The organism is Anabaenopsis arnoldii (assembly GCF_028331025.1).
Taxonomy (GTDB): domain Bacteria; phylum Cyanobacteriota; class Cyanobacteriia; order Cyanobacteriales; family Nostocaceae; genus Anabaenopsis; species Anabaenopsis arnoldii.
Genome location: NZ_JAQMUH010000136.1, coordinates 1 through 12,353 on the forward strand (window position 1 = coordinate 1; position 12,353 = coordinate 12,353).

11 protein-coding genes and 1 pseudogene are annotated in these 12,353 nt (G+C 42.8%); 6 read left to right on the forward strand and 6 right to left on the reverse strand.

Annotated features, from left to right (window positions below):
• The 4 genes from PN457_RS12200 to PN457_RS12215 form a co-directional block, all read right to left on the reverse strand.
• Window positions 1–259: hypothetical protein (locus PN457_RS12200; RefSeq protein ID WP_271733613.1), on the reverse strand; the 259-nt coding region annotated here is incomplete at its 3' end.
• A gap of 356 nt (window positions 260–615) precedes the next feature.
• The gene (mreD, locus tag PN457_RS12205; RefSeq protein WP_271733614.1) at window positions 616–1,248 is read right to left on the reverse strand and encodes a rod shape-determining protein MreD; all 633 of its coding nucleotides are present in this window, start codon (window positions 1,246–1,248) and stop codon (window positions 616–618) included.
• A 109-nt stretch (window positions 1,249–1,357) separates the two neighbouring features.
• A complete protein-coding gene (gene mreC / locus PN457_RS12210) occupies window positions 1,358–2,122 on the reverse strand; it encodes a rod shape-determining protein MreC (protein WP_271733615.1) in 765 nt (254 codons plus the stop codon).
• A 53-nt stretch (window positions 2,123–2,175) separates the two neighbouring features.
• Entirely contained in the window at window positions 2,176–3,183 is a 1,008-nt protein-coding gene (locus tag PN457_RS12215) for a rod shape-determining protein (RefSeq protein ID WP_271733616.1), read from the reverse strand.
• A 303-nt stretch (window positions 3,184–3,486) separates the two neighbouring features.
• Here PN457_RS12215 and PN457_RS12220 point away from each other — a divergent pair, with 303 nt between their 5' ends.
• Window positions 3,487–3,849: a single-stranded DNA-binding protein gene (locus PN457_RS12220; protein ID WP_271733617.1), complete on the forward strand. Its 363-nt coding sequence runs from the start codon at window positions 3,487–3,489 to the stop codon at window positions 3,847–3,849.
• Between the two features lie 48 nt (window positions 3,850–3,897).
• Here the strand turns inward: PN457_RS12220 and PN457_RS12225 are convergent, their stop codons facing one another.
• On the reverse strand, window positions 3,898–4,644 hold the full coding sequence (locus PN457_RS12225) for an SIMPL domain-containing protein (protein ID WP_271733618.1): 747 nt from the start codon (window positions 4,642–4,644) through the stop codon (window positions 3,898–3,900).
• 221 nt (window positions 4,645–4,865) lie between these two features.
• On the opposite strand from PN457_RS12225, the gene PN457_RS12230 reads away from it, so the two are divergent.
• The 4 genes and pseudogenes from PN457_RS12230 to murI all read left to right on the forward strand — a co-directional run bounded on the left by PN457_RS12230 (window position 4,866) and on the right by murI (window position 9,695).
• Window positions 4,866–5,279: an EVE domain-containing protein gene (locus PN457_RS12230; RefSeq protein WP_271733619.1), complete on the forward strand. Its 414-nt coding sequence runs from the start codon at window positions 4,866–4,868 to the stop codon at window positions 5,277–5,279.
• 79 nt (window positions 5,280–5,358) lie between these two features.
• Window positions 5,359–5,952: pseudogene (locus PN457_RS12235) on the forward strand (cation:proton antiporter); the annotation flags it as partial.
• A gap of 734 nt (window positions 5,953–6,686) precedes the next feature.
• On the forward strand, window positions 6,687–8,645 hold the full coding sequence (locus tag PN457_RS12240; RefSeq protein WP_271733620.1) for an N-acetylmuramoyl-L-alanine amidase: 1,959 nt from the start codon (window positions 6,687–6,689) through the stop codon (window positions 8,643–8,645).
• A gap of 177 nt (window positions 8,646–8,822) precedes the next feature.
• Complete coding sequence (gene murI / locus PN457_RS12245; RefSeq protein ID WP_271733621.1) at window positions 8,823–9,695, forward strand: glutamate racemase; 873 nt, start codon at window positions 8,823–8,825, stop codon at window positions 9,693–9,695.
• Window positions 9,696–9,742: 47 nt separating this feature from the next.
• On the opposite strand, the gene PN457_RS12250 is transcribed toward murI, so the two are convergent.
• Window positions 9,743–9,919: a hypothetical protein gene (locus tag PN457_RS12250; RefSeq protein ID WP_271733622.1), complete on the reverse strand. Its 177-nt coding sequence runs from the start codon at window positions 9,917–9,919 to the stop codon at window positions 9,743–9,745.
• 1,051 nt (window positions 9,920–10,970) lie between these two features.
• On the opposite strand from PN457_RS12250, the gene sds reads away from it, so the two are divergent.
• Entirely contained in the window at window positions 10,971–11,942 is a 972-nt protein-coding gene (sds, locus tag PN457_RS12255) for a solanesyl diphosphate synthase (protein ID WP_271733624.1), read from the forward strand.
• Window positions 11,943–12,353 lie beyond the last annotated feature (411 nt).

A 12,353-nucleotide genomic window follows, 5' to 3' on the forward strand; every position in this document is an offset into this window, starting at 1 on the left:
CAAGGAAGATTTTATACGGACAATGGTCTTTTAATGGGCTATTTTTCTTACTAAGAATACAGACTTTGTACTGTTTTTCTCCGGTGGTCACCTTGTCCACCTTGTCCACCAAGTCTTGTCCTTGTAAGGGGAGGGGACTGAATTTTATTGTTTTTTGTGTGTTACCCAATCCTTCCCAATCCTTCCCAATCCTTCCTGTGTTCCCTGTTCCCTGTTCCCTGTTCCCTAATATAAAAATTACCTGTTTAACACTTTCCAAACATCCTCTAACTATTACCATCAAGAAACAAAAGGGAAAATGTGCCGAATGTGGGCTGAACTTTCATCCTGATGACCTTATTGAAATCCAGCATAAAAACAGAAATCACACGGATAACCGTCTGGATAATTTAACTGCTGTACACCTACACTGTCACGACCAGATACACGGTGGTATCGGCAAACTTTCAACTCAGTTTAGTCCCCATGACAAGAGTTAACTTGGGGAGGATCCGTGTGATTTTAAAACATCACGCACGGTTTTGAAGCCGAGCATGAGGGGTGAATCTCATGCTTAAATTAACCGATAAGTCAACCGAATTCGTGAAAAATCGGGCATTGCCCAAACTGGAATTTCTACCCCTGCTCTAATAACTTTATCTTCTGCCACCAAAGGTTTAATGGATAATAAAATACAGGTGCCCACAGACTACTGAGAATGGCAGAAGCCAGAGATACACGTTGATAATATGACCAAATATATTCCATTTTGCGTAGGCTTTGCCCGCCGTCGGCATTGTTCATCCAAGTTAACTCTAGTCCAAAGATAGTTTCCGCCACAACTGCCATCACAAAGACAATTAAAGCAATAGAAATAAAATCTTCTTGGATAAAACGGGGCTTTTGTAGCAAACTAGTCAACCCCCCCACACAACCCAGAGTAATCACATGGGTAGGGTGAGGTGAGGTCATAGCATCTTGAAGTAGTCCCAGCACTATACCAGCTAACATTCCTTCCCAGAATGATCGCTTGACACTCCAGGAAACCACCCAAATTAATAGCCAATTCGGCCCAATACCCAATAATTCCATACCCACAAACCGCGTTGGTAACATCAGCAGACAAAACAGCACAGACGCAACCGTTACTACCCAATTTAGCAGTTGAAGTGTAAAGGGATGGCAGTGAGCAAGAGGCTTATATAAAATTTTTAACTTTCGTTGTAGCGCTCTTGGCTTGTTATGCCTGCTACCGCTAAATGAAGGCATCTTTTTAACTCAATCTAACTCAAGTTTTGGTTGTCAATTCTGGCTTTGTTAGCTACGGGATGCCAAAGTCTAGCACCTAGCATATAATTCTGGGATTTAAACTAAATACCTAATCGTTCAGCTGTACGAACGGATAGACCGCTACCCAATCTAATGAAGCTATCGGCGGAAAAAGCTCAACTTTTGCCACTGATGCTACAGATTGCTGCAAATCTAGAGACTTAACTCGTCCTACTGGCACACCAGGCGGAAATTTATGACTATAGGGAGATGTAGATACTAAATCACCTACCTGAACATTTGGCACTTTTTCATAAAACTCCAGCACCGCTTCGGCGGAAGAATCGCCCCGCAAAATCCCTTGAGATGAAGTGCGGTTAATTTTGACCCCCACTTGACTCTTAAGGTCGCTAATTAACAATACACGACTAGTATTAGGAGTTACAGTCTCTACCAAACCCACCAAGCCGCCATAAGTTTTGACAATAAAGCCTTCTCTAATGCCTGCATTGGATCCGCGATTTAGGATCACCTGTTGCCACCAGTGGTCAGCACTACGTCCCACTACCCGGGCTGGAATGGGGCGTGATTTGAATGGCGACCTCTCAATATAACCTAATAAATTTTTTAGTTGTTCATTTTGACTTTCTAAATCAGCTATACGCGTTTCCAACTCCAACAAGCGGACTTGATTCAGGCGTTCCTCTGAACTGGGGTGATACCGTAAAATTTCTAATGGACTGCCAATGATTTGATACATTTCTAACAGTAAATAACCCTGAGTCTGTCTCAACATCCAAGCACTACTAACTACTAAACTTACTAAACCCAGTTGTAGTAGTTTACTATTCCACCAACGACGCACAGTAACCATCTATATATTATAAATTCGTAGCTAAATAGAAACTAAATATCTGATATTTCTGACTACATATGGCTCGAATGGGCAGTAAGAACACGTTCTAGCTGTTTAAAGTTTTCTAACACACGACCTGTTCCTAGCACAACACAACACAGAGGATCAGGGGCAATGTGGGTGACAATTCCTGTCTCATTGCTAATTAAGGTATCTATCCCTTTAAGCAAAGCACCACCACCAGCTAACATAATTCCTCTGTCAATAATGTCTGAGGCTAATTCTGGCGGCGTGCGTTCGAGTGTTCGCTTCACAGCTTCTATAATTACTGCTAGCGGTTCCAACATACATTCACGAATTTCTGCCCCTTTGACTGTGACAGTTCTGGGTAACCCAGAAAGCAAATGTAAGCCCCGGACTTCCATCATGGCATCATTATTATCATTAGTAGAATAGGCGGAACCAATGCGGATTTTTATCTCCTCAGCAGTTCGTTCTCCGATTACCAAGTTATGAATCTTTTTTAGGTATACGATAATACATTCTGTCATTTCGTCACCAGCGATACGCACTGATTCACTAATGACAGTACCCTGGAGACTGAGCACTGCAACTTCTGTTGTCCCGCCACCAATATCAATAATCATATTACCTGTTGCTTCGGCAACAGGTAGCCCTGCTCCTATTGCTGCAGCCATTGGCTCATCTATTAAATGCACCTCTCTGGCCCCAGCTTCGGCTGCTGCATCCATTACAGCCCGTCTTTCTACCCCTGTAATACCACTAGGTATACCAATGATAATTCGAGGCGAAATCAGAGAATGACCCTCATTTACACGCTGGATAAAGTTTTTTAACATCAGCTCGGCCATATCAAAATCAGCAATTACACCATCACGCAAAGGGCGGACTGCAATCATATTTTCAGGTGTACGTCCGATCATTTTTTTAGCTTCCTCTCCTACCGCACGTGCTACCTTTTCATTTTGATTCAGGGCAATTACTGAAGGTTCTTGGAGTACAATCCCTTTACCTGATACATAAACTAGGGTATTGGCTGTACCAAGGTCGATACCCATACCCCACGATGAGCGAAAGTTCTTAAAAAGCCCCACGCGTCTCTATGCCCCTTCTTTGCGATACTGATTTGCTAAAAACTGTTACAGTTAATCATCACCGATTCTATTATTTTTTTCACGCCGAGTCCAGCAAGCAAGCTAATTTCACTCATACTGTTTAGCTATGAGGTATTTAAATCTGAAATGCCTCTAAGTATCTGAGTAGTATAAATGCGATTATTTTTACATATTTATCATAACTTCAAAATTGGCTATGATCAAACTCAAAATATATCAGTAATTTTGTAACTAAAGGTTAGACTCATGAGCATTAACGTTGTCACCCTTGTTGGTCGTGTAGGTAGCGATCCAGATATTAAATATTTCGAGTCCGGTACGGTTAAGTGTAGATTAACATTAGCAGTTGATCGCAGAACCCGTAATAGCGATGAACCTGACTGGTTCACTTTAGAACTATGGGGGAAAACAGCAGAGGTGGCGGGTAATTACGTCCGCAAGGGCAAGCAAATTGCTGTTAAAGGTTCCTTGAGATTTAATAATTGGACAGATCGCCAAACCGGTGTCAACCGTTCTACACCATTTATCCACGTTGACCAACTAGATTTGTTAGGTTCTAAGCGGGATACAGAAGGCGGTATGGCAGATATGCCTTCAGAAGAGTTCTAACTTGAGATGGGGAATAGGTAAAGATACTCACCTATTCCCCATGCTTAATTAGTAACTAATTTGCAGTGTCACTGATGCTTCTACCTGCTGTTCAGCACCAATTACAGGGGTAGAAAAATCTGTATTAGCTAACTTGAAAACCTCAGCCCGCTCCAACATGGGAGGTGGGGGCGCAGTTGCACCATTAATCTGAATGCTTACCACTTCCTGAGACTGGAAACCTAGGGTACTCAAAACAGCATTAGCTTGTTCTTGAGCATTTTGGGTGGCTTGTCTGAGTGCTTGTTTTTGAGCTGAGGCGATCGCCTGGTCACTAGCAATAAAAGTGACACTATTAATTTGCGTTGCACCGACTTTTACAGCTTCATCTAAAAGCATACCGACGCCCTGTGTTGCCATAATAAACATCACAGTATTATTGGCAGTATATCCAGTAATTCGTTGTACATTATCGGTGTAACTATAAACTGGATTGAGGCGGATACCACTAGTTTGTAATTTTTCTACATTTCGGGTTTTGAGCAAAGCGACCACAGCTGATGCTCTGCGAGCCGCTTCCTGTTGCGCTGACTGTGCAGTTTCAGCCTGAACCTCCACAGACATACTGACTTGTGACAAAGTGGTGGGAATTGTTTCCACACCGCGGCCGCTCACTGTCAGAGTTCGCAAAAATTTTTCCTTGTCTTGAGCCAAACCAGGTTCAATATAAATTATACAGCTTATTAAGAACAATGTCAGTGTTTTAGCAGAATTAGCACCCGGAAACCAAGAAGCAGATAAAGCGGCTCCATACATAAAATTCGCACTCCTATGAACAGATTCTACAGATGCTGGAAACAACACTGATATACTAGTTCGCAGTCAACTGTCTACTCTTAAGTCAACATTTCTGCTCTGAACTATGATCCACTCAGCATTTTATATTTTCTGACTTTGACACTGCCATACTCAGAATTAGGAGCGGTTACATTTTTGGAAACTCAAAAAAAATAATTATAAATTTTGGAGACTCTTGGATGGCATACTGGCTGCTGAAAACTGAACCGGAAAAATACTCCTACTTTAATTTAGAACAGGATGGTAATACAGTTTGGGATGGAGTTAACAATCCCCTAGCGCTCAAACATATACGGAATATGCTGATTGGCGACTTAGCCTTAATTTACCATACAGGCAAAGAAAGACAAATTATCGGTATAGCAGAGGTTGTCAGTCAGCCTTATGCCGATCCCACATTAAACGATCCCAAACGGGTAGTTGTAGATGTCAAGGCACTGAAAAAAGTCTCTGTACCTCTGGAACTGAGGCAGATCAAGCAAGATGCAGAATTTGAACATTTTGAGTTGCTGCGACTTCCTAGACTTTCAGTTATCCCAGTATCCGAATTTTACTGGCAACGCCTGATGTCATTGACTAAAGACACAAAATAATTTATGAGCAGATATTTTCCATTTATGTTAATTGCCATAAAGTAGTAAAACTGAAGAGAAGGATTTTTGCACAGCATAAGCAATTCTGGGAGCTTTTGCTGCGGGGTTAGTCTTAGAGGAAACTGATAAACGCAAGGAATTGCAAAAGCAAGTTATACCTATTGCCGATATCCTAGTGGCAATTTTCTTTGTGACAGTGGGGGCAAAAACAGACTTGGGGGTCTTAAACCCAGCTATTCCCAGTAATCGAGAAGGTTTAATTATGGCCATTTTCCTGATCACAGTAGCCATTATCGGTAAAGTAATTACAGGTTTCAGTGTGTTTGGTCAACCCCAAATAAATCGTTTAGCAATTGGTGTAAGAATGATTCCTCGGGGTGAGGTCGGTTTAGTCTTTGCTGGTGTCGGTGCTGCTAGCGGTGTTCTCTCTAAATCACTGGGGGCGGCAATTATCATGATGGTCATCCTGACGACCTTTTTCGCCCCCCCACTTTTACGGTTAGTATTTCCAGAAACAGATAATTTGCTAGCAGATACAGACAAACTGATTTTGGACAATGTTACTCGAACACCGGTAATTGTCGAAAAACCTCAATCGATCATGTCTACTGTCAATGATGGTAAGAATCAGGAAAGCAAACCCGAATCTGGGGACAATTCATCAAAAACCTAAATGGGGTGTTGTGATACCCCTGAGGGACTAAAGAGTGGGGTCTAGGGTCTGGGAAAAAGTGTTTCTCATATCAAATCCCCAGTACCAGGTAAGCAGTCCCCAATTACAGGAAACATAATCTCTAAATCCTCGTCTTTGGAGACTGTAAATTGTAGTTTTTGTCTCACTACTCCCGGCATTCAAAATCCTATGCTTCGCGAGTCTTAAACTGCTATAAATGTTAATTTATATACTTGGTAACAAGTAGCATCAACGATTCCCAGTTTGGTAACAACAATTAAAACTAGTTGAAATTTACTGTGGCTGATTTGAGGTATGAACACGATTGGTGATGATATTAAAACCACTGTAGGGAGTTTCCACAGAATGTCTGTACACCTAATTAATATGTTGGTTTCAGCAAGTCGGGAAAAGTTTTTAGCCATGACAAAACTGAATTGCAATCAAAAGGCTCAGTCAAGTGTTAACAACTAAGCATTGACAAAAAAGGTATGGTTAATTGTGGTGGTAATCTGGTTGCATCTAAAATAATTTGCCTCCTTGAATATTATATCCTAATAGGATGGCAAAGTTAGAGGTGATACTAGGAATTTGAGCCATTAATTGTGTCTTTATACGAGCACAAAAGTCACAGCACTAACAAAGATCAAGATTAGGTTGTAACAGTGTGACGATTAGCCAATATGTTGAGATATTGATGGCTCCCATAAACGCGAATCACAGGAGAAAGGATTGTGAAATTACACTGGTTACTACCCAGTACAGTAGGAAGTATCGTCTTACTATCGTCGCCGGCTGTAGCAGCAAAACTGGAATCTTGGCGTTTTGATGCCAATCAAAATCGTCTGGAGATTAACACGAACAGCCCTGTTCAACCCCAAGCACAACTGATATTCGATCCTACGCGTCTGGTCATTGATTTGCCCGGAACGACCTTCGGCCGACCACAGTCCACACAACAAGTCGGTGGTGCCATTCGTGTTGTCCGGGTGGGGCAGTTTGATCCACAAACAACGCGCCTAGTTGTTGAACTCAGTCCTGGGTATAGTCTAGACCCCCAGCAGGTGAAATTTGAAAGCGTTGGTGGCAGTCGCTGGCTGGTAAAATTACCAACCCCAACACCAGAGAAGACAGAATCTTCCGCCAGAAGTATGTATACTGTGGTCACTGTTGACTCTGATGGCGATACCAAGCCCGAGTTCTTGTCCCCGCGTGCCGAGTCCCTAGGAAAGCAAATTGCCAGTGCCATACCAGGGAAAATTCAAATTGAGAACTTACTGGTAACAGGAGATGGGTTGTTTGTGCGGACAAACGGCGGCAGTCCTGAAGTCAAAATCAATCGGAGCCGCGATCGCAATACCATTTTTATGGATATCGCCGACGCCAGTTTGTCACCCAGTCTGACACAACTAAATTACGAAGTTAACAAACATGGTATTAGTCGGCTCGAATTAGCTCCGTTAAACAGCCAAGCACCTGGTGTCCGCATGACCTTGCGGGTAGACAAAGATAGCCCCGATTGGCGCTCAATTAATAGTAGCGCCAAGGGTTTAGTTCTTTTGCCCTCTCGTGTTGTCAGATTACCGGCTAATAATAATTCCCACAACTCGCGCAATACTACGGCTGAGGTTAGCCGCAGTCATCAGACAGGAACCGCGGTAATAGCCAACAGGCCAGTTGCCAATAATGTAAATCTGACTGTAACTACAGCAGCGCCAGCAACAATTCAGGCTATAGAACTGGGTAATAATGATACGCAGTTACTGATTAGATCAGATAAAACAGTCAACGCCAATAGTCGATGGGATAGATCCTCTGGTTTGTTCCGAATCACTATTCCCAATGCTCAGTTAGCTGCCAACGTCACAGGGCCAAATTTTAGTGCTAATAGTCCCATCCTCCGGGTACGCCTGCAAGCTGAAGACAATTCAGTGGTGATATTGGTACAACCTGCAGCGGGAGTACACATTGGGGAACTAAATCAAGTCGGCAACCAGCTTTTTTCTCTGCAATTACACGGTTCTCGTCCCGGTACGGTGGTTTCACCCCCTGTGGCATTATCACCCCTACCACTACCCACCCAAGGGCAACTACCCACTGCAACTCCTGCGCCCCAACCCACACGCCAGCCTACGCCAACTCCAGCACGGAAAACCAGATCTGTCGTGATGATTGACCCCGGACACGGTGGTAGAGACCCAGGAGCAATTGGTGTTGGCGGACTGCGCGAAAGCGATGTAGTTTTGCCCATTAGCAAAAGGGTAGCAGCGATTTTGGAGCAAAATGGCGTCCAAGCAGTACTAACTCGTGATTCTGACTATTTTGTCAGCCTACAAGGACGAGTGGATTTGGCACAACGAGCTAATGCTGATTTATTTGTCAGTATCCATGCCAATGCCATCAGTATGAGTCGTCCAGATGTCAATGGCTTGGAAACATATTATCACGACAGTGGTCAGGGTCTCGCTCGCTCGATTCATAACAGCGTTATTCAAAATGTCACTATCAGAGATAGACAGGTGCGGCGAGCTAGATTTTATGTCCTCAGAAGAAACACCATGCCCTCGGTTCTGGTAGAGGTGGGTTTTGTCACAGGTGCGGAGGATGCTGCTAGACTCAGGACCACAGCTTACCAAAATCAAATGGCGGATGCGATCGCTCGTGGTATTCTCCAACATCTACAACGGAGATAAGTGAAGTACCCCACCCCGCGGCGGATGGGGCTTCGTGTGTCATTGAGGGATACCACGTTAGGTAGAGTTATACCTGAGAGGCTGTCTTGCCTAGCCATAGCTGGAAGCCATTACGAATTACAAATTTTCTGCTACATTTGGTATTTTATAACCCCAACCGGAAATTAATATCTACCTGTGTATTCATCCTCCATCTTTGAAAATAATCCTGACCATTTTGCCCATCAAGAGCCTCAACGAGCCCCTATCGGGGTTTTTGACAGTGGTGTGGGTGGTCTGACAGTCCTGCAACAACTTTATCGGCACCTGCCCAATGAATCTATTATTTATTTTGGAGATACAGCTCGCTTGCCTTATGGCATTCGTTCACAAGCTGAAATTTTACAGTATGTGCGCCAAATCCTTAATTGGATGCAACAGCAACGTGTCAAAATGGTGATTATGGCTTGTAATACTAGTTCTGCCCTCGCTCTGGAAATAGTACGGAGGGAGTTTAGTATGCCTATTCTAGGAGTTATCCTACCAGGAGCTAAGGCAGCAGTGCAGCAGGGGAAGCGTATTGGTGTAATTGCTACCCCTGCCACAGCCAAAAGTAATGCCTATCGCCATGCTATTCTGGAAATTGATGCCAATGTCCAAGTCTGGCAAGTTAGTTGCCCTGAGTTCGTGCCACTGATTGAACAAAATCGCATTCATGACCCTTATACTACTGAAGTGGCACGGTCATATTTACAGCCGTTAATACAGCAAGAAATTGATACCTTGGTTTACGGTTGTACCCATTATCCACATCTTGCACCGGTACTGCGATCGCTCCTCCCCTCTCAAGTCAAACTGGTGGACCCTGCTGTTCACGTTGTCGCCGCTTGTAGCCAAGAGTTAGAACTATTAGGATTAAGCAATACATACCCACCAGTAGCTACTCGCTTCTGGGTCAGTGGTTCTCCACCACAATTTGCTCAATCGAGTCTCCCATGGCTAGGCCATACTCCAACTGTTGAGCTTGTTGATTTCAATGACACATCAGTTTCCAATTTTAGCGGTCATTAATGATTGATGATTATTTTGACTTCATAATCACGCCTGGTAAAGCTAGCCTATTGACTATTTACCACCTCAGTCACCTGATGAGTTATTGACACATCTTGCTTGTCTTTTTGTGAGTTAGTGATGGCTAAATCTCTAGGAGCAGATTGTTTACCACTTCTCTTGGCCAGCGCTAATAATAAGTAAACTGTAAACAAATATCCCGCGGCTAAAATAAAAGTCAACATAGGCATCTTCCCGTAAATCATCTTTCTAGCAGCACCCCTATGAATGGAATATGTAATTTTTTAAGAAGAAATTCAACCAACCAAGGGGTTCCTTGATGGCTGTAGTTTGCTCTACTAAAATTTTCCGTAAATTTATAACTATCTACGGTTAGCTAAATAACTATTGAAATTTGTTTTTTTGCAGACCACACACCACAACAGTTAAATTGCTCAACGGCAAAGCTAACTGCACTCCTCAGCAGTCTACTGAGTCTGCATTATGGGCGCACCTCTATGACCAGAGCAGCCTTAGCGTTCAGTAAACGCTAAGATATTGTAGCGAATAACCATAAGGATACCGCTCAACTCCAGATGGGGAGGCTAAATTGCTGCACGAACAAGAATAAAGAGAATTATTTCTTTATTCTTGGTTTACAGCGACCAATTATTTTAGATCCTCAGTACCACGGAGGTAAAAGTACTTAAAACTTGCTTACCTTTGGAAAATGAGTTCTGAAAAATTTAAAATCCATACATTTTAGCCTAACACAATGCTCCTGAGTTTTCACCCAAGATTGGGATAAAATTTGAAAATTTTTAGATATGTGATCAATAAATGGAGATTGTTAAACTTTTGTTGATCAACTATATGCGTATATATGTAATATATATAACTAATTATACTTATGGGTAAAAATTAATTTCTGGCAAAAACAGCAATATCGTTCTTATGGAGTTTTTGCATAAAACACTACAGGTAGTGTGTCCTCAAGAATATACAGAAAATATCCAGTAAGATTTATTTTTGGACTTGAGAGGACTTAGGCAACAGATCTCAAAAAAAATTTGCTCTGATGCACAAAATATTTTTATGAGCAGGGAGCATGGCTATAGACAGTTTCCATAAGGGTTCTAGCCAACTTGTAGTTATTGCAAATCTGAGTTTTTTATCCAGAATAGAGAGTAAATAGGCAGGTATTCTCTCATCAAAACTTTGCGCCGGCACAGGGTTATCTTAAAATGAGTGTAGGATATGTAAACTTTCGTAACGTAAGCCAGAGTCCGCCCATCCATGACCTCAGCCACCTCCCTGTTTACCCCTGTGGAAGCAGACCTGCGACTACTAGCAGATAACCTCAAGCAGCTAGTTGGAAATCGCCACCCCATTCTATTTATGGCCGCCGAACATCTATTCGGAGCTGGGGGAAAGCGTATCAGACCAGCAATTGTTTTGCTGATATCGCGGGCCACAATGTTAGAAAAAGACATAACGCTGCGTCACCGCCGCCTAGCAGAAATAACGGAAATGATTCACACGGCAAGCTTAGTGCATGACGATGTGGTAGATGAATCACAAATGCGACGTGGTGTGCCTACTGTTCATAGTCTGTTCGGTAATCGCATTGCTGTCCTAGCAGGAGATTTTCTCTTTGCCCAATCGTCCTGGTATTTAGCAAACTTGGACAATTTGGAGGTGGTGAAACTACTCTCAGAAGTGATTATGGATCTGGCTACCGGCGAAATCCAGCAAGGAATAAATTGTTTTGATAATAGGATCTCAATAGAGACTTACCTCAAAAAGAGCTATTACAAAACAGCCTCGTTAATTGCCAACAGTTCCAAAGCAGCTGGGTTACTTAGTGAAGTTTCCCAAGAAACAGCCGAACATCTATATAACTACGGTCGTCATCTGGGTCTGGCATTTCAGATTGTGGATGACATTTTAGATTTCACTAGTACAACAGATACTCTGGGTAAACCTGCTGGTTCTGATCTCAAAAGTGGCAATCTTACTGCACCCGTTTTATTTGCTTTAGGGGAAAAACCATATCTGGAAGTCCTCATAGAACGGAAGTTTGACCAACAAGGAGATTTAGAGCAAGCACTGGATCTGATTCAAGATAGCCAAGGTATACAACAAGCTAGGGAATTAGCCTCTTACCATGCCAAGTTAGCAGTTGATCATCTTGAGGTACTACCACCTTCCGAGTCACGCCAGGCACTAATTAACATCGCTGACTATGTACTTGGTCGGCTTTATTAACAATAGGACTTACGCAACTGGCACAGGCGATCGCGAAGCTCTGCTTGCAGCAGCGCTTCGCGGTGGCTAAATGAAAGTACATTAGATATAAGTGATGTCAATGGCACAGGGGGATGCCTAGTGTAGTTGATAGTAGAAAGGTATGAATAAAACGAGATTCAGATAGCGATTCATGAGAAAATAGGTAGAGGGTGTAAGAGGATGTTTGATAAGTCATGATTAGTGTATCAACTATTGTTTGACCCCACCCTCTCCTTACAAGGGTAGGTTGTTAATATGATCTGTGAAGGCAAGACCACCGAAGACAAGGAAGGAAAGTGGACAAGGAAGATTTTATCCGGACAATGGTCTTTTAATGGGCTATTTTTCTTACTAAGAATACAGACTTTGTACTGTTTTTCTCCCTTGTCA

Excerpts from the sequence above, each read along its gene's own strand:
- mreD (WP_271733614.1), bottom strand. The coding sequence starts at position 1,248 with ATGCCTTCATTTAGCGGTAGCAGGCATAACAAGCCAAGAGCGCTACAA.
- mreC (WP_271733615.1), bottom strand. The coding sequence starts at position 2,122 with ATGGTTACTGTGCGTCGTTGGTGGAATAGTAAACTACTACAACTGGGT.
- PN457_RS12215 (WP_271733616.1), bottom strand. The coding sequence starts at position 3,183 with ATGGGTATCGACCTTGGTACAGCCAATACCCTAGTTTATGTATCAGGT.
- PN457_RS12220 (WP_271733617.1), top strand. The coding sequence starts at position 3,487 with ATGAGCATTAACGTTGTCACCCTTGTTGGTCGTGTAGGTAGCGATCCA.
- PN457_RS12225 (WP_271733618.1), bottom strand. The coding sequence starts at position 4,644 with ATGTATGGAGCCGCTTTATCTGCTTCTTGGTTTCCGGGTGCTAATTCT.
- PN457_RS12230 (WP_271733619.1), top strand. The coding sequence starts at position 4,866 with ATGGCATACTGGCTGCTGAAAACTGAACCGGAAAAATACTCCTACTTT.
- PN457_RS12250 (WP_271733622.1), bottom strand. The coding sequence starts at position 9,919 with ATGTTGACTTTTATTTTAGCCGCGGGATATTTGTTTACAGTTTACTTA.
- sds (WP_271733624.1), top strand. The coding sequence starts at position 10,971 with ATGACCTCAGCCACCTCCCTGTTTACCCCTGTGGAAGCAGACCTGCGA.